This window comes from Mesorhizobium sp. P2_E7 (assembly GCF_056403855.1).
This window is the reverse complement of record NZ_JBFUER010000001.1, coordinates 1605882-1631363: the sequence shown is the minus strand read 5'-3', so window position 1 is coordinate 1631363 and position 25482 is coordinate 1605882. Positions and strand designations below refer to the sequence as shown.

Genomic DNA, 25482 nt, shown 5'->3' with positions numbered 1-25482 from the left:
GCTTCATTCGGCCGGCGCGGTTCGACTGCGGAACTGCTGTGCCATCCAGTCGATGAACACGCGCAGGCGCGGCGACAGTTGTCGTGTGGGTGAATAAAGAACGTGAACCGGCAAGGGCGTCGGCGGAAAGCCGGCGAGCACCTCGACCAGCGCGCCGCTGGCCAGTTCCGAGACCACACGGTAGCGCGGGACCTGGATCAGCCCGAGGCCGAGGCAGGCGGAAGCGACGTTGGTCTCGGGGCCGGTCACAGTCACATTGGCAGGCAAGGTGAGCCGGCGGGGCTTGCCGTCGACGCTGAAGACGAGCGGAATGATCTCGGCTGCCTCGGGCGACATCAGGCCGACCATTTCGTGTCCTGCGAGGTCGTCAGGCGTCTGCGGCGTGCCGAAGCGGTGGAGATAGCCGGGGCTGGCGAAGGTGCCCCTTTCCAGTGTCGCCAGGCGCCGCCTGATCAGCGGACTGTCGGAAAGTTCGCCGGCGCGCAGCAGGCAGTCGAACCCCTCACGGATCATATCCAGAGGCTGGTGCATCTCGCTGATGTGCAGCCGGATGTCCGGATACAGCTCCCGGAAGCGGGGCAGGCCCGGCAACAGGAAATACCGCGCCTGGGTGCCATGCATGTCGACGCGCACCAGGCCCGACGGCTTAGCGCCGACAAAGGCGCCCTCGGCGTCTTCTAGGTCGGCAACCAGGCTGACGCAGCGCTGATAATAGGCTTCGCCGTCCAGTGTCGGGCTGACCTGACGGGTCGTGCGCTGCAAAAGCCGCACACCCAGCCGCGCCTCCAGACCTCTCACCGCATCGGTGACGGATGAGCGGGGCAGACCAAGATCGTCGGCGGCCTTGGTGAAGCTGCGCCGCTCGACGATGCGAATGAAGACGCGCATGGCGTCGAAGCGATCCATTGTTCGAAATCTCGAATGATGTTGGCGGATTATGCCTGATTATCCGCGAGACTGGAAGGCGCATGTTGCTGTCAGCCGATCAACGGCATCCAAAAAGGAGACAGACCATGACCAACCAGACCAACCAGACCGGCAAGATTGCCCTCGTCACCGGCGCTTCGGGCGGCATCGGTGCCGCCGTCGCCGAGCGCCTCGCCAGGGACGGCTTCACCGTCGTGGTGAACTATGCCGGCAATGCGGCTGCCGCAGAGGCGGTCGTCGCCAGGATCGAAGCGGCCGGCGGCAAGGCGGTGACGGCGAAGGCCGACATTTCGGACACCGCCGCGGTGGCGCGTATGTTCGACACGGCCGAAACCGCTTTCGGCGGCGTCGACGTGCTGATCAACAATGCCGGCATCATGAACCTCGCCAGCATCGCCGACAGCGACGATGCGCTGTTCGATCGTACGATCGCCGTCAATCTCAAGGGCACCTTCAACACGCTGCGCGAAGCGGCGAAGCGTCTGCGCGACGGCGGCCGGATCGTGAATTTCTCGTCCAGTGTCGTCGGCCTGCTGCAGCCGACTTATGGCGTCTACGCCGCCACCAAGGCGGCGGTCGAGGCCATGACCAGCGTGCTTGCCAAGGAGCTGCGCGGCCGCAACATCACCGTCAATGCCATCGCGCCGGGGCCAACGGCAACCAAGCTGTTCCTCGACGGCAAGCCGCAGGAGCTCGTCGACCGCCTGGCCAAATTGGCCCCACTCGAACGCCTCGGCCAGCCCAAGGATATCGCCGACGCCGTCGCCTTCCTCGCCGGCCCGGACGGCGCCTGGATCAATGGTCAGACGCTCAGGGCCAATGGCGGGATCATCTGATCCGGCCGGCTCCGGCAAACCCTGTACCGCCTCAACCACACCTCAATCAAGGAACCACAGTCATGTCCAAATTCGTCATCCTCGTCACCGGCGCGTCCTCGGGCTTCGGCCTGATGACCGCCCAGTCGCTGGCCGAAGCCGGCCACACCGTCTACGCCACGATGCGCGAGACCGCTGGGCGCAATGCGCCGCAGGTTGCTGCCGTCGCCGCCTGGGCCGCTGTGCACAAGGCCGATCTGCGTACCGCGGAACTCGACGTGCAATCGGACGCCTCAGCCGAGGCCGGCATCGCCCACATCATCGCCGAGGCGGGCCGGCTGGACGTCATCGTCCACAATGCCGGTCACATGGTGTTCGGGCCGGCCGAAGCCTTTACCCCCGACCAGTTCATCCAGCAGTACGACGTCAACGTGCTGGGGGCTCAGCGGGTCAACCGCGCCGCACTGCCGCACCTGCGCGGGCAGGGCAAGGGCTTGCTGGTCTGGGTCGGCTCGTCCTCGACACGCGGCGGCACCCCGCCGTTCCTCGCGCCTTACTTTGCCGCCAAGGCGGCGATGGATGCGCTGGCCGTGTCCTACTCCACCGAACTCGCTCTGTGGGGAATAGAAACAACCATCATGGTTCCCGGCGCCTTCACCAAGGGCACCAATCACTTCGCCCATTCAGGCAAGCCTTCCGATGCGGCCCGGGCCGCCGAGTATGAGGCCGGGCCCTATGCCGGGATTGCCGATCGGGCGCTGAAGGGACTGGCCGGCCTCGAGCCCGCCGATGCCGATCCGTCGGAAGTGGCGCGCGAGATCGTTCGCGTCGTGGATATGCCGTTCGGCAAGCGGCCGTTCCGCGTCCATGTCGACCCGTCGCAGGATGGCGCCGAGATCGTCAACGGCGTTGCCGACCGGATGCGCCGCGAAATCTACCGCAACATCGGCCTCGAAGAGCTGCTTCACCCGGCTGTTGTTGGCTAAGCCTTCAGAGCGTGGGCCTTCTACCGGCCAGACAAATATCGACCGCTCAGGCCGGCAGGCCGGGGCGGTCGAGCTTGTTTGGCGAGAGCGTAAAAATCTCGCAGCCGGTGTCGGTGACGCCGATCGTGTGCTCGTATTGCGCCGACAGCGAGCGGTCGCGCGTCACCGCGGTCCATCCGTCCGACAGTACTTTCACATGCGGCCGGCCGAGATTGATCATCGGCTCGATGGTGAAGATCATGCCCGGCCGCATCTCGACGCCTTCGCTCGACGTGCCGTAGTGCAGGATGTTTGGCGCGTCATGAAACAGCTGGCCGACGCCGTGGCCGCAGAAGTCGCGCACCACCGAGCAGCGCTCGGCCTCGGCATAGGTCTGGATGGCGGCGCCGATGGCGCCGGTGCGGGCGCCGGGCCGGACCGCCGCGATGCCGCGCATCAGGCATTCATGGGTGACTTCGAGCAGGCGTTCGGCGGCGCGCTTGATGGTGCCGACCGGATACATGCGCGAGGAATCGCCGTGCCAGCCGTCGAGGATGTAGGTGACGTCGATGTTGACGATGTCACCGTCTTTCAGCGGCTTGTTATCGGGAATGCCGTGGCAGACGACGTGGTTGATCGAGGTGCAGGACGATTTGGTGTAGCCGCGGTAATTGAGCGTCGCCGGCAGCGCGCCATGGTCCATGCCGTATTCGAACACGAAACGGTCGATGGTTTCGGTGGTGACGCCCGGCTGGACCATCGGCACCAGCTCATCGAGGCAGCGCGCAGTGAGATCGCAAGCCTTACGCATGCCGGCAAAGCCTGCTTCGCCATAGAGGCGGATCTGGCCGGTGTTCCTGAGGGGTGCCGTGGCGGCGTCGAGATAAGTGACCATAGTGTCCGTTTTGCCTGTAAGCGGGCTATGCATATCAGCCCGTTCGAAAATCTTCCCAGATTTGGCACCGGAAGCCGCAAGGTTCAAGGAAGAACTGCCGGCGAAGGGCTCGCGCCGGTGATATTCATGCCTTGCGGCGCTGTCTCGTGCCTTGTTCTGCCCGAGCGACCGAAGCTTTCCTTTTTCGACTCAGTCAGCTAGGCCGGTGGAAGCATCAGGAGATTTTGCCGTCCCATGGCGTTCAAGCACGCAAAACCCGTCATGACGCCGATCAGGGCCACCTGCTCGGGCTTGATGGCGTTGCTGTTGCTTGCGCTGCTCAGTCTGTTCCAGGCCGAAGCGACGGCATCGGCGACCGCAAATCTGGGCGGGCCGGGCATCAGTACTGCGCGCCAGGGCGATGCGGTGGCGCTGCTGCGCGTCACAGCCAAGGCGCAGGGCCTCGAAATCCGCGCCGGCCGGCCAGTACCGGCCAAAGCCGTCAGCGGCAATGCAGCGGCGATTGCGCCGGTTGCCGGCTTCTTCCTGCTCGACCGGACTGTGCCGGTTCTGGCGGCGGCGCCATCCGCGTTTGTCTTCGCGCCGCGGGTGCATGCCAACCAGCCGCGGGCGCCGCCATCCGCCTAGCCTGAGCACGGCTTAGCAGCCCGCATCTTCAATCCATCTCATTGTTTTTGCGTCTCGGTTCCGCGGCGGCCGCTGGCCGCCCATGGATGTCGCGTGACGCGCCGTTTTTCGGAGTTTTTTCGATGCAACGCATCATGACAGTCAAAACGCTTACCCGCGCGGTCTCGGCCGCCCTGTTCCTCTCGGTACAGGCTCTGATCTGCATCGGCACGGTCTATTGGGCGGTCGCCGAGACGCTCGGCATGGCGGGAACCGCCGCGCTTGTGCTTGCCGCGATCTTCGCTTTGCCCTCGGCCTATGTGCTCTTCATCGCTGTGCGCATGGCCTATGAGGCAGAGACCGATCCGGCCAACCAATAGCAACAATTCCACGAACGAGTGCAGCGGTCTCCATTGGGAATTGCTTAAAAACAAAGCGTTAAAGTGCGCGCCTGGGCGCGCTTTAACGCCCGACAGCTGCGACCGCAGTGACGACACATTCTTGCGCGACATCAGGTCAAAGCAACTTTTGACGACGAACGGCGTTGTGGCGACACCAGTTCGGGAGACTTGGAAATGGACAGATTGCAATTCGAGGTGCCGGTGCGCATCGCGCCCGCGCCCGGCATGCCGGTAGAGGAGATCTACAGCGTCGAACAGGCGCTGGATGTCCTGCATGAGTGGCCAAAGAAGCGACAGGGCAAGGTCTACGAGGCGGCATTCAATGCCTGCTTCGGCGCCACGGTGGATGTGGTCAAGACCGAGGACGCCTGCCGCGCCTTCATGGCGTTCTGCCGGGTGAGTGGCCTGCTGGCCAGGGACATGATGATTACGGCCAAGCGCAGCGGCGGCGAGGCGAGGGGCCTGCGGTTCTAGAGCCCTTTTTATCCGGAGGCCGCCAACCGACTCGCTCGGATCGACGCGGACTCCGCAGCGTTAAGGTTCCGTTTCCGACTTCACAGCTAGGCATGACGCCATAGAGCAGCGTCTGATTCGTTGCGTCAGTGTCATGGTGCAGAATATGTCCTCAGCAAATGTGCGCGCCTTTCCGCTAGACCGGCAGACCATGCTGGTGCGCGAGGTGGCGGCCAGGCTGGGCAGGCTGCATGGCGACACAGCCAACTCCTTCTGGAAAGCCACAGCGCGCGAACTCCTCGACAAGGCGATCGCCGCCGGCAGCGACGCGGCTTCGGCCGCCAACGATGTCCGCCGGTTTTTCGCCGCCGTCCAGGACGAGATGCATTTTGAGGCGAACGATGCCGCGCCGGGGCAGCGCCAGACGCGCACCCGCTTCTAAACCACCGCAGACAAGCCCGCCGCCCGACATCACTGGCTCACAGGCGCCGACACCAGCCGCGGCCCGGTCTTGGCGTCGACGATCTCGGGTTTTGCGCTGTCGATGGTGCCGTCCCAGCCGCCGCCGAGCGCCTTGTTGAGGGCGACATAGTCGGTGGCAATGGCGATGCGGCTTTGCAAAAGATCGTCCTCGGCCGAATAGAGCGAACGCTCGGCGTCCAGCACGTCGAGAAGGCTGGCTTCTCCCGACTTGAACAGCGTGCGCTCGAGATTTGCCGCCTCGCCATAGGATTTCACCGAAGCGGCAAGCTTGCCGTTGCGGATGCGCTCCTGGCGCAGCGCGACGATGGCGTTTTCGACATCTTCGAGCGCCGTCAGCACGGACGCCTTGTAGTCGATGAAATACTGGTCGCGCTCGGCCCTGGCGACGTCAGCCGCCGCCTTCAATTGCCCGGCATTGAAGATCGGCACGCTGAGCGTCGGTCCGAACGACCAGCCGATGGTGGAATTCTTGCCGAGGTCGCCGACCCTGAAAGCCGACGTGTCGATATTGCCGGTGAGGCTCACCGCGGGATAGCGGGCCGCCTCGGCCTGGCCGACCTTGGCAGTAAATTGGGCATATTGCCGCTCGGCCATGCGCACGTCCGGCCGGGTCAGCAGGATGTCGGCGGGAATGCCGGTCGGCAGCGGCAGGCGCGGAGCCGGGATCGGTGCCCCGCGCTTCAGCCGCTCGTTCAGTGCCGCCGGCGGGCGGCCGGTCAGCACGGAAAGCCGGTGTACGGCTTGGGCGTAACTGGCCTCGAGCGAGGGGACATCGGCCGCCGTGGCGCTTGCCTGTCCCTGGGCCTTGGCGACGTCGGCCGCCGTTGCCGTGCCGGCCAGCAGCATGGTGTGGGTGAGGGCGGCGGTCTGTTGTTGCGATGCGGCCGTGCGCCGCGCCAACTGGATGCGCGCCTGGTAGCCGCGTGCCTGCGCATAATAGGAGGCGACGTCGCCGACCAGGGTCAGCAGCGCCGAGCGTAGCTCCTCTTCGGAAGCATCCACACCGTAGCGGGCGGCCTCGACGCCCCTGCGGTTGGCGCCGAAGAGGTCGAGCTCCCAGCTGGCGTCGAAGCCGGCCTGGTAATAGCTGTAGGCATCGCTGGCGGCACCACCTTCCGTGGTCGCGGCGGTCTTGTTGCGGTTGGCGGAGCCGCTGCCGTCGACGGTGGGGAACAAGGTCCCGGCGCTCTGGCGGTAGCTGGCGCGGGCCTAGCGGATCTTGGCCTTGGCGGTAGCGACATCGAGGTTGCCGGCAACCGCCTCGTCGATGAGCGTGTTCAGTTGCGGATCGCGCAGCCGCTGCCACCATTGCGACAGCTGCGGCGGCCTGGCTATTGAAGCCGTCTTCTGGTCGCTCCAGCTTGCCGGCATCGCCAGAAGCGGTTTCTCATAGTCCGGCCCGACGACGCAGCCTGAAAGCAGGACGACGGCAAAAATAGACAAAAGCGTCCGCCTCGCGGCCGGACGGCCACGTTCAAAACCTGCCATGTGAAGAACCCTTATTGCTGGTTGGCTGCTGCTGGTGCTTCGCCCTGTTTAGCCGCCCCGCCCTTGAAGATGCGCCGCACTGTGACGAACAGCAGCGGCACCAGGAATACGCCGATCACCGTCGCCGCTATCATGCCGCCCATGACGCCGATGCCGACGGAGTTCTGCGCGCCCGAGCCGGCGCCGTTGGCGATCGCAAGCGGCGTGACGCCGAGGATGAAGGCCAGCGACGTCATCAGGATCGGCCGCAATCGTTGTCGCGCTGCCTCCAGCGTCGCCTCGACCAGACCCATTCCGGCGGTCTGCCGCTCGATGGCGAACTCGACAATGAGGATCGCGTTCTTGGCGGCGAGGCCGATCGTGGTCAGCAGGCCGACCTTGAAATAGACGTCGTTGGTCTGGCCGAACAGGCTGGCGGCGAGCAATGCGCCGAAGATGCCGATCGGCACCGACAGCATGACCGCGAACGGGATCGACCAGCTTTCATAGAGTGCTGCCAGGCACAGGAACACGACCAGTGCCGAGATTGCGTAGAGCGACAGCGCCTGGTTGCCGGAAAGCCGTTCCTGGTGCGACAGCCCGGTCCATTCATGGGAGTAGCCGGGGGGCAGCTGCGCCACGAGTTTGTCGATCTCGTCCATCGCCGCGCCCGAGCTGATGCCGGCGGCCGCGGCGCCCTGGATCTCGACCGCGGCCGAACCATTGTAGCGTTCAAGCCGCGGCGAGCCGAATGTCCAGTGGCTGGAGGCGAAGGAGGAGAACGGCACCATTGTGCCGGCTGAGTTGCGGACCTGCCATTTGTCCAGATCCTCCGGCTGCATGCGGAAATTCGGGTCCGACTGCAAATAGACCGGCTTCACCCGTCCGCGATCGATGAAGTCATTGACGTAGTCGCTGCCCCAGGCGGCCGACAGCGTGTTGTTGATATCGGCGAGGTTGACGCCGAGCGCGCTGGCTTTCTCCTGGTCGATGTCGACCGAGAATTGCGGTTGGTCCTCCTGGCCGTTGGGCCTTGTGGCGGTGAGCACCTTGCTCTGCGCGGCAAGACCCAGCAGCTGGTTGCGGGTCTGGATCAGCGCGTCATGGCCGGCGCCGTTGACGTCCTGCAGGTAGAAGTCGAAGCCGTTGGTGTTGCCGAAACCCTGGATGGCGGGCGGAGCCAGCGCAAACACCTGCGCGTCCCTGATCTTGCGGAAGGCGCCCATGGCGCGGCCGGCGACCGCTTGCGCCGCCAAGGCCGGCGATTTGCGCTGGCTGAACGCCTTCAGCGGCACGAAAGCGATGCCGACATTCTGGCCGGCGCCGCCGAAGCCGAAGCCGGAGGCAGTGAACACCCCTGCGACGGCGTCCTTTTCATCGTTGAGATAGTGGTCGGTGACTTGCTTCAGCACGCGCTCCGTGCGGTCCTGTGTGGCGCCGACCGGCAGCGACACGCTGGTGATCAGGATGCCCTGGTCCTCTTCCGGCAGGAAGGAACTCGGTAGCCGGGCAAACATCCAGCCCATGGCGATGACGATGGCCAGGAACACGGCGAGGAAACGCCAGGACCGGTTGATGATGCCGTGCGAGCCGTCGCGATAGGCCGTCGTGCCGCGGTCGAAGACGCGGTTGAACCAGCCGAACGGACCGGTCTGCGTCGCGTGGTCCTTGGGCCGGCGCAGGATGGTGGCGCACAGCGCCGGCGTCAGCACCAGTGCGACCAGCACCGATAGCACCATCGCCGAGACGATGGTCACCGAGAACTGCCGGTAGATGATGCCGGTCGAGCCGCCGAAAAAAGCCATCGGCACGAACACCGCCGACAGCACTGTGGCGATGCCGACCAGCGCCCCGGTGATCTCGTTCATCGATTTGCGCGTCGCCTCTTTCGGCGACAGGTCTTCTTCCTGCATGACGCGCTCGACATTCTCGACCACGACGATGGCGTCGTCGACGAGCAGGCCGATGGCGAGCACCATGGCGAACATGGTCAGCGTGTTGATCGAATAGCCGAAGAAGGAGAGCACGCCGAATGTGCCGAGCAACACCACCGGCACGGCGATGGTCGGGATGATGGTGGCGCGCAAGTTCTGCAGAAAGACGAACATCACCAGGAAGACGAGCACGATGGCTTCGAGCAGCGTCTTGACCACCTCCTCGATCGACAGCCGCACGAAGGGCGAGGTGTCGTAGGGGTAGACGACCTCGACGCCTTGCGGGAAGGTCGAACTCAGCCGGTTGATCGTCGAACGCACCGCTTCCGCCGTGCTGATGGCGTTGGCGCCGGTCGCCAGATTGATGGCGACACCGGCCGCCGGCTTGCCGTTGTAATTGGCCTGCGTCGTATAGCTTTCGGCGCCGAGCGCGACGGTGGCGACATCGTTGAGGCGGACCAGCGAGCCGTCGGTCTGGCTCTTCAGGATGATGTTGCGGAACTGTTCGGCGGTCTGCAGCCGGCTCTTGGCGGTTACCGTTGCATTGAGCTGCTGGCCCTTGCGTTGCGGCAGGCCGCCGAGCTGGCCGGCCGACACCTGCGTGTTCTGCGCCTCGATTGCGGCGGCCACGTCGCTCGGCATCAAGGCATATTTGGCGAGCCGGTCGGGGTCGAGCCAGATGCGCATGGCGTAGCCGGACCCGAAAAGCTGCGTCGAGCCGACACCCGCGACGCGCTTCAGCGTGTCATTGATGGTCGAGTCGACATAGTCGGCGAGGTCGGTCGAGTTCATCTTGCCGTCACTGGAGACGAAGCCGATGACCATCAGGAAGCCGGTCGAGGATTTGGAGACGGTGATGCCGTTGCTCTGCACCACCTGCGGCAGCTGCGACTGCACCAGCTGCAGCTTGTTCTGGGTCTGCACCTGCGCGGTATCTGGATCGGCGGCGGTGGTGAAGGTCAGTGTGATCGAGGCCGCACCCGTCGAGGTCGACGTCGCCGTCATGTAGTCGAGATTGTCGATGCCGGTCATGCCTTGCTCGATGACCTTGGTCACCGAGTTTTCCACCGTCTGGGCGTCAGCGCCGGGATAGGTGGCGCTGATGTTGACCGTGGTCGGCGCGATCTGCGGGTATTGCGAGATCGGCAGCGTGGTGAGGGCGAGCAGGCCGCCCAACATGATCACGATGGCGATCACCCAGGCGAAGATCGGCCGGTTGATGAAGAATGCGGACATCGGCTCAGTTCCCGGTCTTCGGGGCGTTGGCGGCCACCTCAGAGGTGGCAGGCACGGCCGATGAGGTCTGTGCGCGGTCCTTGACCTCGCCGGTCGCCTCGTCGATCGTCACCTCGACACCGGTCGCGTCGCCACCTGGGCGCACGAGTTGCAAGCCCTCGACGATGACGCGGTCGCCGTCGCCAACGCCCGAATCCACCAGCCAGCTGTTGCCAACGCTGTTGCGCACGGCGAGCACGCGCTGCTCAACCTTGCCGGCGGCGTTGATGACCATGGCTGTCGCTTCACCCTTGGTGTTGCGGCTGACGGCGCGCTGCGGCACCAGGAAACTGTTCTGGGCGACGCCTTCTTCGATGAGCGCGCGCACATACATGCCCGGCAACAACAGGCGATCCGGGTTGGGAAACTGCGCTCTAAGAGCGAAGGTGCCGGTGGACTGGTCGACGTTGGCGCTGGCGAATTCCATCTTGCCGGTCTGCGTATAGACGGTACCGTTGTCGAGCTTCAGCTTGACCGAGACATTGGGGCCGCTGAACTTCAGCCGGCCTTCATTGATCGCTTGGCGCAAATTGAGCAGGTTGGTGCTCGACTGCGTGACATCGACATTGATCGGATCGAGCGCGCGGATGGTGGTAAGCACCGTGTCCTGGTTGGCAGTGACCAGGGCGCCCGGCGTCAGCGACGACTTGTCGATGCGGCCGGCGATCGGCGCGGTGATCTTGGTGTAGTCGAGATTGATGCGGGCGGTTTCCACGCTCGCCTTGGCCGACGCCACATCCGCCTGCGCCTGTGCCAGCGTCGCGGCAGCGTCGTCGTAATCCTGCTGCGAGACAACCTTTTGCGCCAGCAGGCCGGCGTAGCGGTCGAACTTGGACTGTGCGGTAGGCACCGCCGCTTCGGCCTTTTGCTGGGCTGCCTTTGCGCTATCCAGGGCTGCCTGGTAGCTCGCGGGGTTGATGAGATAGAGCGGTTGGCCGACCACGACCTCGCTGCCTTCCTGGAAAAGCCGGGCCTGAATGATGCCGTTCACCTGCGGGCGGACATCGGCGGTCAGCGACGCGCTGGTGCGCCCAGACAGTTCGGCGGTGATGGCCACCGACTGCGGATGCAGCGTGACGACACCGACTTCGGGCCGACCGGCAGCGCCCATGCCTGCCGGAGCCTTTGCTCCCTCCTGCGAGCAGGCCGCGAGAAGGAGTGCGGCGCAAAGCGCGGCCCAGGATGCGGACCGGCGCGACGGCAGATAGGACTGGCTGGACGGGAACGGCATGGCGTCGATCATCTTTCGCTGGGGTTGCGGTCGAAGGTCATGGCAATCGGAAGGTTATTGCAATCGGCCGCGCCCGCTTGCGCGTGGCGTCGAGCAATGCCCCGAAGCGGCTCATCTCGCGCTCCTTCTCGGCGGCCAGGTCGTATTCACAAGCACAATGAAGTCTTTGGCAGAATGAAGTCTTTGGCCGCGATGCCCAGCACCATCCATAGGCCAATAGACAGCGTTTCGCCAAGCGCTTTGCCGTGATCGGCAACGAGCGGCCACTAAGCAATTTTCTTGTCATCAAGGACGGCGCTCGACTGGGGCGAAAACGGCAGCGACAGGCGCCATGCGGCAAAGCTTAGCCGGATCGCACCCTTGAGCGTATCCGCCGGCAGGGCCGGCTGCATGGTCCTAGCGTCATGGCCGGTCGAACCGAGCGATCCGCCGACTGGGCCAAAGGCTGCGATCAGCCGCAGCATCATCAGGGCTTCCCACATTGTCGTGCTTTCGTTGCTTGATGGCGGCCGGGACGAGCCGGCCGCCCATTTGGGGAAAACAAACCGGCCGGCCCGAGAACGGGTGTCAGCGGGCCGGCCGGCGCAGCCGGTCAGAGTTGCTCATCAGTCCGGGGTAGGGCATCGGGAGCGTGTCTGTCATGGCCAGGCAGACCTCCGGGGCCGGCTGCGTGCGGCGGATGTCCCCAGGGACCGGGGGGTGGTTCGTGGGGTTCCGCCGAGGCAAGGATTTCAAGCTGTTCGGGCGTCAGTTTGGTGCGAAGCACTGAAATGGCGTCCTTCAATTTGGTGGCTGCGACCGCGCGCTCGGTAACATCGTCGGCCAGCCTTTCCTGGAAGGCGAAGGGGTCGCGGGGACCTTGATCCGCCTTGCCGCCGGAGCCATCCGCGGCTCCAGGACCACGATTGCCGGAACCACCGGGGCCATGATCCGGACCGGGCGGCGCCAGCACCGCCTGCAGCGCGCTGGTATAGTCGCGCCAGGCGTCGAGCTGTTCGCTGCGCACCCCGATGCGGGTCTCGAGCGTAGCGAGCCGGGCCGCGAGCACAAATTGTGGCGGCGGGCCGATGCGATGCGGGCCGAAGCCTTCCGGACCATGCCATGCCGGCCGGTGCGGCCAGGGACCTTGATCCGGAGAGCCTTGATCCGGGGTACCTTGGTCCGGGTCGTCCTGCAGCGCCAGGATTTGCGGCTGCTCGCCGGGCACGGGGCCGGCCTGCTGCGCGAGGGCGGGATGAATGGCGACCGCCGAGAACAGGCCGAGCGCCAGAAGTCTGCTTTGCATGACGTAATCCTTTCCCACATGCATCGGATGGCAGCAGGATAGGGGGCCTCTTTTTCCGCTTTGCTTCGGTGTGTTGCCGAAGGTTTCCAGCAAAGGGAGATTTGTTTCGGAATGTTTCTGCCGGATTGCCGGCAACATTCGGTTGCAATTTTATCTGCTGTGCGCCGGCGGCTTGCCTATAATCGGCGCGGTAAATCGGCAAAGGGCACATCGCAGGCAATGCAATCGCAACCCCACATACTTGTCGTCGACGACGACCGCGAGATCAGGACGCTGCTCGGGCGCTATCTCGACGGCCAGGGGTTCCGCGTGTCGATGGCGGCGGACCGGCGCGAATGCGAACAGAAGCTCGGCGCCGGCCAATTCGACCTGCTCGTGCTCGACGTCATGCTGCCCGATGGCTCCGGACTCGATATCTGCCGGGGGTTGCGCGACCGCAAACCGCATATCCCGATCATCCTGCTGACGGCGCTGAAGGAGGATGTCGACCGCATCATCGGCCTGGAACTCGGCGCCGACGATTATATCGGCAAGCCGTTCAACCCGCGCGAGCTCTCCGCCCGCATCCGTGCCGTGCTGCGGCGCGCCGCACCAGAGGAGTTTGCCGCACCCCGTGCGCGCATCTACCGCTTCGCCAGCTACACGCTGGAGCCGGACATCCGCAAAGTGACCGACGCAGAAGGTGCCCTTGTCGATCTCACCGGCGCCGAATTCGACCTGCTGCAGGTGTTTCTCGACCGGCCCGGCCGGCTGTTGTCGCGCGACCAGTTGCTCGACCTCACACAAGGGCGCGAGCGCGAACCTCTTGATCGTTCCGTCGACGTGCTGATGAGCCGGCTGCGTCGCAAGTTTGGCGACACGGGCGACGGTCCGCTGTTCAAGACGGTGCGCAATGGCGGCTACCAGTTGACCGCGCGCGTCGAGGCCGTGGAGGCCGAGATATGAACTCGCTGCGCCGGCGGCTCATTCTGTTGCTGGTTGCTTCGATCGTCGGCGTGGTCGGCCTGGCCACCGCCGCCGTGATCAGCGTGCGCGGCGGCGGGCCGCCGCCGGAACTGACCGTGCCCTGGATTGCGCAGCAGATGGAACTCGTGGCGCGGCTGCAGCCGGGTCCCGTCCCTGACGTGCTGAACGTGCAGCTCACCGATCATCCGGCCGGCGGCAAGGTCGCCCGTGCCGAAACGGCGATGCTCAACGACATACTGCGCCGCCGGGGGTTCGATCTCCGGGCTATCGTCAGCGAGAAGGCGGACGAACCCGGCCAGCTCGCATCGGTGCAGTTGCCCGACGGCCGCTGGGCGATCATGGAGGTGCCGCACGTCAAGCCGCCAAGGCGTGAATGGCTGGTTCTGGCAGGCTGGATCTCGCTGATCGTCGCCGGCGCCACGGCGGTGTCCGTCTATTTCACCTCGGTGTTGATCCGGCCGTTGGAAATGCTGGAGGCCGCTGTCTCCAAGATCGGCTCGGACGGCGTGCTGGCGTCGGTGCCGGAAGTGGGCTCGGCCGAGGTCAAGGCGACCGCGCATGCGCTGAACCAGCTTTCAGCCCGACTGAAGACCGCGATGGAAAGCCGCATGCGGCTGGTCGCCGCCGCCGGCCATGATCTCAGAACGCCGATGACGCGCATGCGGCTGCGCGCCGAATTCCTCGACGACGACCGCGAAAAATGGCTGCACGACCTCGACGAACTCGACCGCATCGCCGACAGCGCCATCCGGCTGGTGCGCGAGGAGGTCAACCAGGACGCGGTCGAACCGGTCGATCTGGAACGGCTGGTGCGTGACATTGCGGCCGAGATGCGATCGCTGGGGCATCAGGTTTCGGCCGACCGCCTCGACAAGGTCTCGGTTCGGGCAGGGGCGCTGGGCCTGCGCCGCGCCTTGCGCAATCTGATCGTCAACGCCGCCACGCATGGCAAAGGTTGCAGCGTCTCGCTCGCCGCTGCCGACGGCCGCGCCGTCCTGGCAATCGCCGATCATGGCCCCGGCATTCCATCGGAGCTGCTGAACAAGGCGTTCGAGCCATTCTTCCGCGTCAATCCCGCCCGCTGGCAATCCATCCCCGGGGCCGGTCTTGGCTTGGCCATCGCCAAGGAAATCGTCGAACGCTATGGTGGAACCATCACGCTGGAAAACCTGCCTGGCGGCGGGCTTTTGCAGACGGTGGCGTTCGAGGCGGTTTAGCGCGAGATCGGCCTTTCGGCGATCCCGATGCCGTCAGGGCTCGAATCGGCTATGCCTGCGCCATGCAGGAAACGTCTCTCTACGTCGCGGTGAAGCGGTTTCTCGAGAGCCTGGAATTCACGGTCAAGGGTGAAATCGGCAATTGCGATATCGTGGCGCTGCGCGACGGCGAGCCACCGGTGGTGGTCATCTGCGAACTGAAACTGCAGTTCAATCTCGAACTGGTCCTGCAAGGCGTCGATCGCGCCGCGGCTTGCGACGAGGTGTGGCTGGCGGCGCGGATGTCGGCGCGCGGCAAGGGCCGCGAGCACGATCGCCGTTTTCGCGCGCTTTGCCGGCGGCTCGGGTTCGGGCTGTTGGCCGTCAGCGCCAAGGGCGAGGTCGAACTGCTGCTCAGCCCGGCGGCCTTGCCGCCGCGCCGCGACCCGAAGCGCCGATCGCGGCTGATGGAAGAACACCGGCGCCGGCGCGGCGATCCGGTGGTCGGCGGCGGATCGCGCGCGCCTGTTATGACCGCTTACCGGCAGGATGCGCTGGCCTGCGCCGCCGCCATGACCGACGGCCCGAAGCGCCCGCGCGATCTGAAGGCGATTTCGCCACGGGCGGCCAGCATCCTTCTGGACAATGTCTATGGCTGGTTCGCTCGGGCCGAGCGTGGGGTCTATGCGCTGACCGAAGGTGGCCATGCCGCCTTGCAGCGCTGGCCGCAGGTTGCGCACGACCAGGGGTGAGGATTTTTCGCAGTGCCTGCGGCGTTACTCCTTGGCGGCGCTCAACCGCCGGTAGGAGACGCCATCGAAACTTGCCGTCACAAAGTCGGTGGCCGACATCTTTCGTTTGCGGCCGTCGCTGCAGCTGTAGAGCGGCCAACCGACATCGCTGCATTCGCTGGCGGCGCAAAAGCGGGCAAGGCAATTTCCGACGGTCACCCGGAAGCCGCCAGTGCCTGCAAAACCCTGCAGCAGGCTGCCGTCCGCCGCGCGCCATGTCCGCGCCCGGAATTCCGCTCGCAAGGACCATGGCTCGAGCGGGACTGCCAGGCCGGTCTGGCTGGCGCGTCCCGCAAGGTTCAGCCGGCTGCGCGCCATCCCCGTCGTATAGGCGGTGATGAGATCCGATCCGCCGGCATAGGCGGGGGCCATGCTGGTGTGATCAAGCACATGCGAGATTTTCTCGCCGGCTTCTGCCCGCTGCATCAATACGACCGCCAAGGCGAGGAGAGCAAAGCAGGCTTGCAGACCATTCCAGCCGCCGCTCTGCGTCTGCCGCCGGTCCGCCTGCGATGTCTCCCAAGCCAGCATCCTGCCGATCCCACCCGTGGCGCCCGCCACAATCCGCCGTCATCGATGAAGGCACAATGACGGCTGGACCCTGGCCGGTAAAGACGGCGTTGCCAAACTTAGGGCGGATGCATCTCGGGAGGAATGCTTGTTCGTCGTTTCCTATTCCAGCCCCTTGGCGCGGTCCCAGGCTTTGGACCACATCCTGAGCGACTTCTGGTCGAGGGCCTTTGGCAGATGCAGGCGCTTCTGGGCTTCTTCAGAAGGATAGAGATTGGGGTCGGCGCGCAATGTCTCGTCGAGCAGCGGGAGCGCCGCCTTGTTCGCGGTCGAGAAGCCGGTATCCGTGGCGGCGGAGGCGGCAATCTCAGGACTCAAGACAAAATCGATGAAGGCGAGCGCGCCTTCCGGATGCGGGGCGTCGCTCGGGATCGCCAATATGTCGGCCCACACCAGATTGCCTTCCTTCGACAGGCGATAGGTGATGGTGAACGGCCGCTTCGCCTCCTTGGCCCTGATGTCGGCTATGTGCATGTCGCCGGAGAAGCCGAGCGACAGGCAGGCATCGCCTTCGGCGAGGTCGTTGATGTAGCTGGAGCTGTGGAATTTCCTGACGTAGGGGCGGACCTTCGCGACCACGTCCACCGCCTTCTGCAATTCGTCGGGGTTGGTGGTGTCCGGGTCCAGCCCGAGATAGATCAGCGCCAGGCCGAGCACCTGCTCGGCGTCGTCGAGCATGGTGATGCCGCACGGAGCGAATTTGGCGGCGATTTCCGGGTCGAAAAGCATGCGCAGCGAGTCGACCGGTGCATCGGGCATGATCGCGTGGATTTTTTCGATGTTGTAGCCGACGCCGGTCGTTCCCCACATCCACGGCACGCCATGCGCGCCGCCCTTGTCGACCTCGTCGAGGCGAGCGCCGACGGCCGGGTCGATATTGCCGAGATTGGAAAGGCGGCTCTTGTCCAGCGCCGACCAGACGCCGACCGGCAATTCGCGTTGCAGATGCGGCGCGAGGTTGATGGTGACGAGGTCGTAGCCCGAACCGCCAGTGAGCAGCTTGGTTTCGACGATGTCGTTGGAATCGAACATGTCGTAGGTGACCTTGATCCCGCTCTCGGCCTCGAACTTTTCGATGGTGCCGGGCCCGAAATAGGACTCCCAGGAATAGAGATGCAGGATCTTTTCCTCGGCCTGGGCCGAGGTCGCAAAAAGGCATGCCGCGGCAAGCGCGAGCCAATGTTTCATCATGTCCTCCCTTGGGTGGCCCGAGCGGGCCGTTCAGTCAGGCTGCATTTCTGGCAAGCAGGCGTTCCGGCGTCGGCTCCAGCAGCACGCCGTAGAGATCGGGGCGCCGGTCGCGGAACACGCCCCAGCTGCGCCTTGCCTGCGCGATCTCGTCGAGGTCGAGTGCCGCCGTGATCACGCTGTCGGCGACGCGGTCGGCTTCCGCGAGCTTGGCGCCGGTGTGATCGGCGATGAAGGACGAGCCGTAGAAGACGATCTCGTTGGCTTCACCGGTCTCGACGCCGACCCGGTTGGCGGCGATGACCGGGGTCAAATTGGCGCCGGCATGACCCTGCATGACGCGCTGCCAATGGTCGCGGGAATCCCAGCCGCGCCAGGATGGCTCCGAGCCGATGGCCGTCGGGTAGATCAGCACCTCGGCGCCCATCAGCACCATGGCGCGGGCTGCCTCGGGAAACCACTGGTCCCAGCAGATGCCGGCGCCGATCTTGCCGGCGGCGGTTTCGAAGACGCGGAAGCCGGTGTCGCCATCGGCGAAGTAAAGCTTTTCGGAATAGCCCGGACTGTTCGGAATATGGCTCTTGCGGTAGTGGCCAAGCACCTTGCCGTCGGCGTCGATCATGATCAGCGTGTTGTACAGTCGCGACCCGTCGCGCTCGAACAGCGAAACCGGCAGGACGACACCGGTTTCACGCGCCAGCGCCGCCATCCGGGCGATGGTCTTGTGGCCATCGAGGGGGAGGGCACGGACATTGTGCCTGATATCCTCGTCCATGCAGAAATAGACGCCTTCGAACAACTCCTGCAGCACGACGAGCCCGGCGCCGCGCCGTGCGGCTTCGCGGACATGACGCTCCAGCCTGTCGAGGTTGCTCTCGACCTCATCGGTGCAGGCGATCTGGACTGCGGCGGCGATCAACTGGCGCATGGTTCACCTCACAAGGGCTGCTGTTGGGTGACGCAATGGATGCCGCCGCCATTTTCGTAGATGCGGTCCATGTCGAGCTGGACGATGCGGCGGTCCGGGTGCAGCCGGCCAAGTGTTTCCCTGGCAAAAGCATCGGCCTTGCTGTCGCCGAATTGCGGCGTGTAGAGCGCGCCGTTGCCGATGTAGTAGTTGGCGTAGCTGGTCAGGAAATCGTCGCTGGTTGAGCGCACGTCGGTGGCGGCAGGGATGGAAACCACCTCGAAGCTGCGCCCGCGCGCGTCCCTGGATTTGGCCAGGATGGCTAGCGCTTCGGCGTGGGAGCGGCCCCATTCGGAGGTGTCGCCGGCCACACTGCTGGCGACGAGCAGGCCCGGTTTGACGAAGCGCAGCGAGCCGTCGATGTGGCCATCGGTGATGTCGAGGCCGCGCACGCCCGGGATCCAAATCACCGTCTCGACATCGAGTATGCTCCTCAGATGCCGTTCGATATCGGTGCGGGAGACACCTGGATTGCGGTTGTCGTTGACCCAGCAGCTTTCGGCCAAAAGCAAGGTTCCGTCGCCGTCATATTCTATGCCGCCGCCTTCGCCGCGGATCGCGGCAATATGGCGGATCACGCCGAGATGCTCAGCAACCTTGCCGACGATTCCGGCATCGCTGGCATGCGCCTGCTTGTCACCCCAGCCGTTGAAGCGGAAGTCCACGGCGGCAATAGTGCCATCCTCGGCACGCACGAACACCGGGCCGGAATCGCGCATCCACATGTCGTCGGTCTCGATATCGACGAGTTCGACCTTTGGACCGCACAGCCTTGCCGCCAGCTCATGTTCGGATGCTGCAGCGGCCATGGCCACAGGCTCGTTCTCGGCGATCGCCGCGGCCAGCCGGCCCAGTGTTTCCTGCACGCTTTCATAATAGGCGCCAGCTCCGCCATAAACCGCCGGCGTGCTCGGCCAGGCCATCCAGGTCCTGGCATGCGGCTCGCTCTCGGACGGCGCGGTGGCCATCCAGTCTTCGGCCCTGGCAGCCTTGATCGCAATCTCAGGCATGAGCGCCAACCCCGCTGTGGCAATAATGGCGTGACGTCGTGTCCATGATGTCCTCATTGCCGGCCCGCTACAGCGGTTGTTCCTGGGTGATGCAGTGGATGGCACCGCCCGCCGGCACGACGGCGCCGACATCGACGGTAACGATGCGGCGGTCCGGGAAGGCGCGGGCCACTGCTGCCACGGCTTCTACGCCCGAGGGGCGCCCGAAATCCGGCATAACGACGCCGCCATTGGCGAGTGCGAAATTGATGTAGGAGCGGGCGAAGACGGCGCTGGTCGCCTCGACATCATAGGCCTCGGGGATGGGGATGACTTCGAAACTGCGGCCGCGCGCGTCGGTCTGGCCGGCAAGGGCGGCAAGATTGTCGGCAAGGATGCGGCCGTGCAGGTCGGACGGATCGGGATTGAATTCGAACATCACCACGCCGGGCTTGACGAAACAGCACATGCCATCGACATGGCCGTCGGTCTCAAGATCCAGCGGATCGCCGGGAAGCCACACCACCTTTTCCAGGCCGAGCAGGCGCAACAATTCCTTCTCCACCCAGGCCTTCGAGATACCGGGATTGCGGTTGGAGTGGAGCAGGCTGGTTTCGGTGGCGATCAGCGTGCCTTGACCGTCGGTCGTCAGCGAGCCTCCCTCGCAATGCAGGAAGGAGCGCAGGATGGATGCATTCTCGCGTACCAGCAGCCGCTCGGCCAGCGCATTGTCCTGATCATAGGGCTCATGCTTTCGGCCCCAGGCGTTGAAGCGCCAGGAGACGCCGGCCAGGCCGCCATCGGCCAATTTCAGGAAGGTCGGGCCGGAATCGCGGATCCAGCAATCGTCGATCGGGATTTCGATCACCTCGATGCCGTTGCCAAGCTGGGCGCGGGCGCCATCGGCATGGTCGGGATGCGCCACCATGGTGATCGGCTCGAACTCGGCGATGGAATTGGCGACATCAGTGTAGGCCTTTTGCATGGCAGGGAGCGTGTCGCCATACATGTCGTGCCTGTGCGGCCAGGCCATCCATGTCTTGGCATGCGGCTCGAACTCCGCGGGCCGGCGAAACTTCAACTGCTGCGCCGGCCATTCGATGGCGTTCATCAAACTCTCCATTCATGTATCGAACTCATTGTTAATCGGCAAAAGCAGCCGTACAACTGAGAAGCGTTCCTGCTTTCAGTGAATGGAATTCATGAGTGGTGAAGTTCCGGCACATTCCGCCGACGCAGTTCCTGAAGGGGTTCGAAGCGGCATCGCGCCTGGAAAGCTTCAGCCGCGCCGCCGAGGAACTTGGCCTCTCCCAGTCGGCGATCAGCCACCAGATGCGCCTGCTCGAGGGCCATATCGGCCAGCCGCTGTTCATGCGCTTCGGCCGCGAAGTGCGGCTGACGGATGCCGGCCGCGACTATCAGCGCACCGTGCGCCGCTGCCTCGACCTGCTGGAGGAGGGGTACCGGCGGCTGGAGCCGTACCGGAAGCCCGGCAGCGTCGTGATCTACGCGCCGCGCGATTTCAGCCGACGCTGGCTGCTCAGTCGCCTGCCGGCGTTGCGCGCGGCGGTGCCGGCCTGCGAACCGTGGCTCGACACCAGCGGCGCGCCTGTCGATTTCGAAACCATGGAACTCGACCTCGCCATCGTCTACGCCGATGCGCCTCCGGAAGGCTGCGAAAGCCTGCTGATCGCCAGGGATTTTCTGTCTCCCGTCGCGACGAGGGATCTGGCGAGCACGCTCCACACACCCGCCGGCCTGCTCGGCGTTCCGCTCATCCATGACGAGCGCCCGACCGGCTGGGCGGACTGGCTGCGCAGCGCCGGCGTGGAGCCGAACGGCACCTGGCACGGCAGCAATTTCAGCGACAGCGACTTGGCGCTCGCCGCCGCCGAGCACGGCCAGGGCGTGGCGCTGGGCAGCCTGTTTTTGGCGGTGCCGGCGCTTGCTTCAGGGGCGCTCGTGCAGCCATTCGAGCAGGTCTTGGACGCCGGTCGCGGATGGTACGCAATTTCCACACCGGATCGGCTTCGGGATGTCGATGTGCGGGGGACGTGGGAGTGGTTGCGCGGGCAGGCGACTGCGGCCTCAATCGCTGCATCGTGACAGGCCGACGGTTGCAGAACCGGGTCACAAGGTGCGAGTTTGGCGGCACGATTTTTTCGCCAGGATGCCACATGCCCATACGCCAGATTGTGTTTTGCTCGGCAGCGATCGTCATTGCCGCTACAAATTTCGCCGACGCCCGGCCTGACACGCGCAAAATGACGTGCGCGCAGACCCAGGCGCTGATCCAGAGTCAGCATGCCGCTGTGCTGTCCACCGGACCAAACACCTATGACCGCTATGTCCGCCAATTCGGCAATGAGTGTGATGCTCCTGCCGTGCCGAAGGCCAGGTATGTGCCGGCCAGTGACGGCCAGTGCAGGGTTTATCGGTGCGAAGAGGCGTCGCCACTGGTTCCGAACTGATCGGAGCCGCCAGTGCCTGCTGGGCCTTGTCGTTGACAAGGCAGAGATCAACAGCATGCATAACACCTGCTATCCGTGCATTCGCTCAGCGCTCTGCGCCGCTACTGACCAATATGCGACGCGACCGACATCATCGCCTCAGAGTTCGGGTGGGCGCCCAAGCCGCCATCGAAAACCTCGGAGAACGTCCAGCGAACGACGCCGTTGCGGTCGAGCAGGAACTGGCCGGTGAGCTGGCCCACGCCGGTCGCCATCATTTCCTGGTCCGCTTCAGTAATATCGTAATTGTCTTTTTTGTTCAGATACTCGAGCGTGGCAAACGGATCCATCGGCTCAGGCATTTCGCCCGGCACGTTGAGCCGCATCGCCTTCAGATCGTTCACTGAGACCTTTTGCGGCCATGCGCTCTCGCCCTCAGTTATTTGCATATTGGGCAATCCAAAGGCGCGGTGCGAAACGCGCTCCGGATCGGATGCAGCAAGCAAACCAACCATGGGATGGTACCGGAGATAAAGGCGCGCCCGCTCGATGGGCGTGTTCACCACCGTGAGGCTTTCGATGCCCTTTGCGTTAAGGGCTGGTGTGAGCAGCGAAACCGTCGCGATATGACGCCTGCAAAACGGACAATGCAGACCTCGATACAGCCCAACCAGCACTGGCTTCTCGCCGCGGAAATCGTCGATAGCTACCTTGCCCTCGCGAGTAATCGCGTCGAGTACGAAATTGGGCGCTCGGTCGCCCGGTTGCAGAGGACCTACGTCGGCGCGGTCGGACATGCTTGATCCTCCTCGCGGGTCAATCCAGTAAGGGAAGCGCGGCGGTGCATTATAGCACAGAAATGGCGGACGTTGGGGCGCTACCTTAGTGTCGGCACTTTCCGATTGATTTCCGGGCAGTGGCCTATCTTCGCACCTCGTCCGCCGCCAACGTTGGGGCCGACAAAGACAGCGAGAGGCGCGCCAGGCGATCGGGGCGTTTGCCGGTTCAAACGGCTATGAGATCGTCTAGGGCTATTGCGACGCGGCGGTGAGCGGTGCCGACGGGATTACAGCGCGTCCTGGTTTTTCCGCAATGTTGGAGCGGCTCCTGTCCAATGGCGTGCGCACCATTCTCGTCGAGACTGCCTCCCGCTTTGCCCGCGACCTGCTTGCAGAGCTGCAACAGGAAGTCGCAGAGCTCGCAACGCGGACACCGCTCAGTTCGCGCTGGTAACCTACTGCACCCGCCCCCCGCTTGGTCTGCGGCGGGGGCAGGGGCTGGCTTGGGGCCTCGTAACCTAGGCGGCGCGCCGTTGGGGGATTTGGAGACCCGGACGGGCTCGACGAGGGTCCACGGCGGTCACAATGGTGTGGTGGTGATCGCAGTAGACACGATCCGGCGAAGTTGCCCCGGCACAAAAACGGTAGCCGCCAGGTACTGACGGGTCTTCGCTCACCGGGAAGCGGCACTGATGGACGCCGAGCTGAATGAGGGGAACGTCTCTCGGAGTTAGTCTGACTTTTTCGGGCATGATGGTTTTCAGGTTCCTTGGTTCATAGCCATTGCTGGCTGACAGCCGCAGTGCGACCCGTCGGGCGAGCTTCTCTCGATTTGGAGGGCTTTGGATCACCATATGGTGCTGGTCGCACCGTCAATGAAGCCCGAAGCCCGGTTTTTGAAGCCAATAGTTTGCGACTTAAGGCCACACCTGCGCCGACGCGGAGGTGCATTTCGGGTCCCTGATCGGGTCCACAGACATCAAACCATAGTCAAGTCAGCGAAATATCTGGTACGCCCAAGGGGAATCGAACCCCTGTTACCGCCGTGAAAGGGCGGTGTCCTAACCGCTAGACGATGGGCGCGCTCAGACGAAGCGGCTTATAATTGCGTTGTTGCCAACCGGCAACCCATCAGCCGCCAGATGCAACAACTTTTTTCAGGAGGGGCGAAAACTGCCGTTTCGATAAGGCAGGCGGGTCTGTAGTCGCGCGGAAATTGCATGTCTTTGGAGATTAGCCGAAGCGTTCCTCACGGTCGTCATCCACGGGCGGAGCAAGGAGCGTAGCGACGCGGCGCAGACCCGAGGATCCATGCCGCGACGTCTGAGCGCCGCTACGGTGCAGTTTCTGCACCGCTGCACTCCACGGCCAGGGTCACGGAATGGATCCCAGGGTCTCCGCGACGCCGCTTCGCGGCTGCTCCGCCCTAGGATGACGAAGTCGCGGGTGCCTCGGCCAATCTCGAACGTTGTTGATAGCCGGAAGGAACAATGTTGTTGATAGCTGGCCGGAAGGAAACGACGAGCTGCCGACAGTCCGTCTGCCGTTTGGAGAGGGTTACCCCCGCCGGCGGCAGCGCCAGTTCCAGTCGCGCTCGGGGCCGACGTCGACGTGGACGGATTCGGTGTGGCAGTAGGTGCCGACGCCGCCGCGGCCGGGCATGGTCCTGATGTAGCTCGCCAGCTCCCATTTGGAGACGCCGGGAACCTGGATGTCGGCGGCGGCGCAATACATGTGCAGCGAGTTCTTGGCGCCGTTGGCGCGGCGGTTGCGGGCCGGGTCGCGGTAGCCGGAGGTGACCATCATCTTGCGGCCGTAGTGGCCTTCGATCGTCTTCAGCACGCGCACCAGCGATGGCTTCAGGCAGGCGACGTCGACGCTTTCGTTCTGCTTCAAGAGGCCGTTGGGCGCCAGCCGGGCGAGGCCGGCGGCCGACGCCACCTGATAGCTGCCACCCGAGCCTTCGTCCTCGTTCAAATCGACATCGCTTTCGTCGTCGATGCCGGATTTGCGCTTGATCTCGAACAGCGCCGTCTGGCGCACGCCGGGTAGCGCATCGCTGCCGGTGATGTGGTTGCTGCTGTCGTCACCGAGCGAGGCCAGCTGCACCGGCTTGTCGGCCGAACTGGCCGAGGCCAGCGTGACGATCGGCTTTGCCGGCGCTGCCTTGGGCTGAGCCGCAACCGCAGGCTGTTCGCCCGAGCGGGAGTTGATCAGCGGAGCGGGTGCAGCCGAGGCTGGTGCCGTGCTGAACAGCGAAGCGAGAAAGCCCTTCTTCGGCGCATCGACCTGCTGAGGAGCGGCGGCCGTCACATAGACCTCGTTGGTCGCAGGGGCTGCGGCGGTCGGTTTCGGCGCGGTCACGCCGGCATCGGCAGCGGCAATCTTCTGTGCCACGGCGTCCGTCGTGGCCGCGGTCTGCGCAGGCTGCTGCAGTGCCTGCGGCGTCTGGCCGACGATGGTTTCGGAACCGGCGGGAACGTTGAGCGGGAAGCTGGTGCCGGGCTTGGCCATCGGCACATAGGCGACCTGCTCGGGCAGCGTCGCATCGCCCGTCGCCGTCATCATCATCTGCGGACCTGTCGATGTGACCTGCGCAGTCGATGTGACCTGCACGGTCGAATCGCCTGGCGCCGCGGGGCTGGTGCCTGAAGCCGCGGCGATGTCAGAAGCGGTGGCGTTGTAGCCGGGCATGCCGACCGACATTGTCGGGTCGCCGGCCGAGGTGCAGGACGCCAGAAGCACGGAGAAAAGCGCTGCCGCTATGGTGCGACCCTCTCTCCCCGCGAGACGCGATCCTACTGATTTCAAAACTAAATTCCCCCTCGGTGTCCGGTCGGCCTGCTATT

General features: G+C 64.6%; 26 protein-coding genes, 1 tRNA gene and 1 pseudogene. 12 read left to right on the top strand and 16 right to left on the bottom strand.

Annotated elements, in window-relative coordinates; all coding sequences use genetic code 11:
- Nucleotides 1-3 precede the first annotated feature (3 nt).
- The gene (locus AC1DYC_RS08305) at nt 4-906 is read right to left on the bottom strand and encodes a LysR family transcriptional regulator (RefSeq protein WP_477405363.1); all 903 of its coding nucleotides are present in this window, start codon (nt 904-906) and stop codon (nt 4-6) included.
- Nucleotides 907-1013: 107 nt separating this feature from the next.
- Between AC1DYC_RS08305 and AC1DYC_RS08300 the strand changes: the two genes are divergently transcribed.
- Nucleotides 1014-1763 carry an SDR family oxidoreductase gene (locus AC1DYC_RS08300; protein ID WP_477405361.1) on the top strand — a complete coding sequence of 250 codons (750 nt, stop codon included), beginning with the start codon at nt 1014-1016 and terminating at the stop codon, nt 1761-1763.
- Between the two features lie 62 nt (nt 1764-1825).
- Complete coding sequence (locus AC1DYC_RS08295; protein WP_477405359.1) at nt 1826-2728, top strand: SDR family oxidoreductase; 903 nt, start codon at nt 1826-1828, stop codon at nt 2726-2728.
- 46 nt (nt 2729-2774) lie between these two features.
- On the opposite strand, the gene map is transcribed toward AC1DYC_RS08295, so the two are convergent.
- On the bottom strand, nt 2775-3602 hold the full coding sequence (gene map / locus AC1DYC_RS08290) for a type I methionyl aminopeptidase (protein WP_477405357.1): 828 nt from the start codon (nt 3600-3602) through the stop codon (nt 2775-2777).
- 234 nt (nt 3603-3836) lie between these two features.
- On the opposite strand from map, the gene AC1DYC_RS08285 reads away from it, so the two are divergent.
- The 4 genes from AC1DYC_RS08285 to AC1DYC_RS08270 all read left to right on the top strand — a co-directional run bounded on the left by AC1DYC_RS08285 (nt 3837) and on the right by AC1DYC_RS08270 (nt 5504).
- On the top strand, nt 3837-4229 hold the full coding sequence (locus tag AC1DYC_RS08285; protein WP_477405355.1) for a hypothetical protein: 393 nt from the start codon (nt 3837-3839) through the stop codon (nt 4227-4229).
- 134 nt (nt 4230-4363) lie between these two features.
- Nucleotides 4364-4588, top strand: a complete 225-nt coding sequence (locus AC1DYC_RS08280) for a hypothetical protein (protein WP_477405353.1) — start codon at nt 4364-4366, stop codon at nt 4586-4588.
- Between the two features lie 195 nt (nt 4589-4783).
- Nucleotides 4784-5083 carry a DUF982 domain-containing protein gene (locus AC1DYC_RS08275; protein ID WP_477405351.1) on the top strand — a complete coding sequence of 100 codons (300 nt, stop codon included), beginning with the start codon at nt 4784-4786 and terminating at the stop codon, nt 5081-5083.
- A 145-nt stretch (nt 5084-5228) separates the two neighbouring features.
- Complete coding sequence (locus AC1DYC_RS08270) at nt 5229-5504, top strand: DUF6074 family protein (protein ID WP_477405349.1); 276 nt, start codon at nt 5229-5231, stop codon at nt 5502-5504.
- A gap of 29 nt (nt 5505-5533) precedes the next feature.
- Here AC1DYC_RS08270 and AC1DYC_RS08265 read toward each other — a convergent pair.
- The 5 genes and pseudogenes from AC1DYC_RS08265 to AC1DYC_RS08245 form a co-directional block, all read right to left on the bottom strand.
- A pseudogene (locus tag AC1DYC_RS08265) lies at nt 5534-7033 on the bottom strand (efflux transporter outer membrane subunit).
- Between the two features lie 11 nt (nt 7034-7044).
- The gene (locus tag AC1DYC_RS08260; protein ID WP_477405347.1) at nt 7045-10182 is read right to left on the bottom strand and encodes an efflux RND transporter permease subunit; all 3138 of its coding nucleotides are present in this window, start codon (nt 10180-10182) and stop codon (nt 7045-7047) included.
- A 4-nt stretch (nt 10183-10186) separates the two neighbouring features.
- A complete protein-coding gene (locus AC1DYC_RS08255) occupies nt 10187-11464 on the bottom strand; it encodes an efflux RND transporter periplasmic adaptor subunit (RefSeq protein WP_477405345.1) in 1278 nt (425 codons plus the stop codon).
- A 254-nt stretch (nt 11465-11718) separates the two neighbouring features.
- A complete protein-coding gene (locus tag AC1DYC_RS08250; RefSeq protein ID WP_477405343.1) occupies nt 11719-11919 on the bottom strand; it encodes a hypothetical protein in 201 nt (66 codons plus the stop codon).
- A gap of 125 nt (nt 11920-12044) precedes the next feature.
- Entirely contained in the window at nt 12045-12737 is a 693-nt protein-coding gene (locus tag AC1DYC_RS08245; protein WP_477405341.1) for a hypothetical protein, read from the bottom strand.
- Between the two features lie 219 nt (nt 12738-12956).
- On the opposite strand from AC1DYC_RS08245, the gene AC1DYC_RS08240 reads away from it, so the two are divergent.
- The 3 genes from AC1DYC_RS08240 (at nt 12957) to AC1DYC_RS08230 (ending at nt 15651) form a co-directional block, all read left to right on the top strand.
- Complete coding sequence (locus AC1DYC_RS08240) at nt 12957-13682, top strand: response regulator (protein WP_477308295.1); 726 nt, start codon at nt 12957-12959, stop codon at nt 13680-13682.
- Nucleotides 13679-14920: a sensor histidine kinase gene (locus AC1DYC_RS08235; protein WP_477405339.1), complete on the top strand. Its 1242-nt coding sequence runs from the start codon at nt 13679-13681 to the stop codon at nt 14918-14920. The genes AC1DYC_RS08240 and AC1DYC_RS08235 overlap by 4 nt, the downstream gene beginning before the upstream one ends.
- A gap of 62 nt (nt 14921-14982) precedes the next feature.
- On the top strand, nt 14983-15651 hold the full coding sequence (locus AC1DYC_RS08230; protein WP_477405337.1) for a DUF2161 domain-containing phosphodiesterase: 669 nt from the start codon (nt 14983-14985) through the stop codon (nt 15649-15651).
- A gap of 24 nt (nt 15652-15675) precedes the next feature.
- Here AC1DYC_RS08230 and AC1DYC_RS08225 read toward each other — a convergent pair whose 3' ends face one another.
- From AC1DYC_RS08225 to AC1DYC_RS08205, 5 genes are all read right to left on the bottom strand, one after another.
- The gene (locus tag AC1DYC_RS08225) at nt 15676-16116 is read right to left on the bottom strand and encodes a hypothetical protein (RefSeq protein WP_477405335.1); all 441 of its coding nucleotides are present in this window, start codon (nt 16114-16116) and stop codon (nt 15676-15678) included.
- 246 nt (nt 16117-16362) lie between these two features.
- Nucleotides 16363-17448 (bottom strand): extracellular solute-binding protein, encoded by a 1086-nt coding sequence (locus AC1DYC_RS08220; protein WP_477405333.1) that lies wholly within the window; start codon nt 17446-17448, stop codon nt 16363-16365.
- Between the two features lie 37 nt (nt 17449-17485).
- Nucleotides 17486-18376, bottom strand: a complete 891-nt coding sequence (gene aguB, locus AC1DYC_RS08215; RefSeq protein ID WP_477405331.1) for an N-carbamoylputrescine amidase — start codon at nt 18374-18376, stop codon at nt 17486-17488.
- An 8-nt stretch (nt 18377-18384) separates the two neighbouring features.
- Nucleotides 18385-19425, bottom strand: a complete 1041-nt coding sequence (locus tag AC1DYC_RS08210) for an agmatine deiminase family protein (RefSeq protein ID WP_477405329.1) — start codon at nt 19423-19425, stop codon at nt 18385-18387.
- A gap of 67 nt (nt 19426-19492) precedes the next feature.
- A complete protein-coding gene (locus AC1DYC_RS08205; RefSeq protein ID WP_477405327.1) occupies nt 19493-20515 on the bottom strand; it encodes an agmatine deiminase family protein in 1023 nt (340 codons plus the stop codon).
- Nucleotides 20516-20610: 95 nt separating this feature from the next.
- On the opposite strand from AC1DYC_RS08205, the gene AC1DYC_RS08200 reads away from it, so the two are divergent.
- Together AC1DYC_RS08200 and AC1DYC_RS08195 are read left to right on the top strand one after the other, a co-directional pair.
- The gene (locus AC1DYC_RS08200) at nt 20611-21510 is read left to right on the top strand and encodes a LysR substrate-binding domain-containing protein (RefSeq protein WP_477405325.1); all 900 of its coding nucleotides are present in this window, start codon (nt 20611-20613) and stop codon (nt 21508-21510) included.
- Nucleotides 21511-21581: 71 nt separating this feature from the next.
- Nucleotides 21582-21875 (top strand): hypothetical protein, encoded by a 294-nt coding sequence (locus AC1DYC_RS08195; RefSeq protein ID WP_477308313.1) that lies wholly within the window; start codon nt 21582-21584, stop codon nt 21873-21875.
- A gap of 101 nt (nt 21876-21976) precedes the next feature.
- On the opposite strand, the gene AC1DYC_RS08190 is transcribed toward AC1DYC_RS08195, so the two are convergent.
- Nucleotides 21977-22651 carry a peroxiredoxin-like family protein gene (locus AC1DYC_RS08190; RefSeq protein ID WP_477405323.1) on the bottom strand — a complete coding sequence of 225 codons (675 nt, stop codon included), beginning with the start codon at nt 22649-22651 and terminating at the stop codon, nt 21977-21979.
- Nucleotides 22652-22946: 295 nt separating this feature from the next.
- On the opposite strand from AC1DYC_RS08190, the gene AC1DYC_RS08185 reads away from it, so the two are divergent.
- The gene (locus tag AC1DYC_RS08185) at nt 22947-23087 is read left to right on the top strand and encodes a hypothetical protein (protein ID WP_477405321.1); all 141 of its coding nucleotides are present in this window, start codon (nt 22947-22949) and stop codon (nt 23085-23087) included.
- Between the two features lie 64 nt (nt 23088-23151).
- On the opposite strand, the gene AC1DYC_RS08180 is transcribed toward AC1DYC_RS08185, so the two are convergent.
- From AC1DYC_RS08180 to AC1DYC_RS08170, 3 genes are all read right to left on the bottom strand, one after another.
- Nucleotides 23152-23487: a GcrA family cell cycle regulator gene (locus tag AC1DYC_RS08180; protein WP_477405319.1), complete on the bottom strand. Its 336-nt coding sequence runs from the start codon at nt 23485-23487 to the stop codon at nt 23152-23154.
- Between the two features lie 154 nt (nt 23488-23641).
- Nucleotides 23642-23716: transfer RNA gene (locus tag AC1DYC_RS08175), tRNA-Glu, on the bottom strand.
- 474 nt (nt 23717-24190) lie between these two features.
- On the bottom strand, nt 24191-25339 hold the full coding sequence (locus AC1DYC_RS08170; RefSeq protein WP_477408207.1) for a YcbK family protein: 1149 nt from the start codon (nt 25337-25339) through the stop codon (nt 24191-24193).
- Between the last annotated feature and the right edge of the window lie 143 nt (nt 25340-25482).

Bases quoted from the DNA above. Each gene is read 5' to 3' on its own strand.
- AC1DYC_RS08295 (WP_477405359.1), top strand. From the start codon at position 1,826: ATGTCCAAATTCGTCATCCTCGTCACCGGCGCGTCCTCGGGCTTCGGC.
- AC1DYC_RS08170 (WP_477408207.1), bottom strand. From the start codon at position 25,339: ATGTCGGTCGGCATGCCCGGCTACAACGCCACCGCTTCTGACATCGCC.
- AC1DYC_RS08225 (WP_477405335.1), bottom strand. From the start codon at position 16,116: ATGCAGCGGGCAGAAGCCGGCGAGAAAATCTCGCATGTGCTTGATCAC.
- AC1DYC_RS08180 (WP_477405319.1), bottom strand. From the start codon at position 23,487: ATGGTGATCCAAAGCCCTCCAAATCGAGAGAAGCTCGCCCGACGGGTC.
- AC1DYC_RS08245 (WP_477405341.1), bottom strand. From the start codon at position 12,737: ATGCAAAGCAGACTTCTGGCGCTCGGCCTGTTCTCGGCGGTCGCCATT.
- AC1DYC_RS08240 (WP_477308295.1), top strand. From the start codon at position 12,957: ATGCAATCGCAACCCCACATACTTGTCGTCGACGACGACCGCGAGATC.
- AC1DYC_RS08255 (WP_477405345.1), bottom strand. From the start codon at position 11,464: ATGATCGACGCCATGCCGTTCCCGTCCAGCCAGTCCTATCTGCCGTCG.
- AC1DYC_RS08235 (WP_477405339.1), top strand. From the start codon at position 13,679: ATGAACTCGCTGCGCCGGCGGCTCATTCTGTTGCTGGTTGCTTCGATC.
- AC1DYC_RS08185 (WP_477405321.1), top strand. From the start codon at position 22,947: ATGTTGGAGCGGCTCCTGTCCAATGGCGTGCGCACCATTCTCGTCGAG.
- AC1DYC_RS08210 (WP_477405329.1), bottom strand. From the start codon at position 19,425: ATGCCTGAGATTGCGATCAAGGCTGCCAGGGCCGAAGACTGGATGGCC.
- AC1DYC_RS08230 (WP_477405337.1), top strand. From the start codon at position 14,983: ATGCAGGAAACGTCTCTCTACGTCGCGGTGAAGCGGTTTCTCGAGAGC.
- AC1DYC_RS08270 (WP_477405349.1), top strand. From the start codon at position 5,229: ATGTCCTCAGCAAATGTGCGCGCCTTTCCGCTAGACCGGCAGACCATG.
- AC1DYC_RS08220 (WP_477405333.1), bottom strand. From the start codon at position 17,448: ATGAAACATTGGCTCGCGCTTGCCGCGGCATGCCTTTTTGCGACCTCG.
- AC1DYC_RS08300 (WP_477405361.1), top strand. From the start codon at position 1,014: ATGACCAACCAGACCAACCAGACCGGCAAGATTGCCCTCGTCACCGGC.
- AC1DYC_RS08250 (WP_477405343.1), bottom strand. From the start codon at position 11,919: ATGATGCTGCGGCTGATCGCAGCCTTTGGCCCAGTCGGCGGATCGCTC.
- AC1DYC_RS08260 (WP_477405347.1), bottom strand. From the start codon at position 10,182: ATGTCCGCATTCTTCATCAACCGGCCGATCTTCGCCTGGGTGATCGCC.
- AC1DYC_RS08275 (WP_477405351.1), top strand. From the start codon at position 4,784: ATGGACAGATTGCAATTCGAGGTGCCGGTGCGCATCGCGCCCGCGCCC.
- AC1DYC_RS08195 (WP_477308313.1), top strand. From the start codon at position 21,582: ATGCCCATACGCCAGATTGTGTTTTGCTCGGCAGCGATCGTCATTGCC.
- AC1DYC_RS08280 (WP_477405353.1), top strand. From the start codon at position 4,364: ATGACAGTCAAAACGCTTACCCGCGCGGTCTCGGCCGCCCTGTTCCTC.
- map (WP_477405357.1), bottom strand. From the start codon at position 3,602: ATGGTCACTTATCTCGACGCCGCCACGGCACCCCTCAGGAACACCGGC.
- aguB (WP_477405331.1), bottom strand. From the start codon at position 18,376: ATGCGCCAGTTGATCGCCGCCGCAGTCCAGATCGCCTGCACCGATGAG.
- AC1DYC_RS08190 (WP_477405323.1), bottom strand. From the start codon at position 22,651: ATGTCCGACCGCGCCGACGTAGGTCCTCTGCAACCGGGCGACCGAGCG.
- AC1DYC_RS08205 (WP_477405327.1), bottom strand. From the start codon at position 20,515: ATGAACGCCATCGAATGGCCGGCGCAGCAGTTGAAGTTTCGCCGGCCC.
- AC1DYC_RS08285 (WP_477405355.1), top strand. From the start codon at position 3,837: ATGGCGTTCAAGCACGCAAAACCCGTCATGACGCCGATCAGGGCCACC.
- AC1DYC_RS08305 (WP_477405363.1), bottom strand. From the start codon at position 906: ATGGATCGCTTCGACGCCATGCGCGTCTTCATTCGCATCGTCGAGCGG.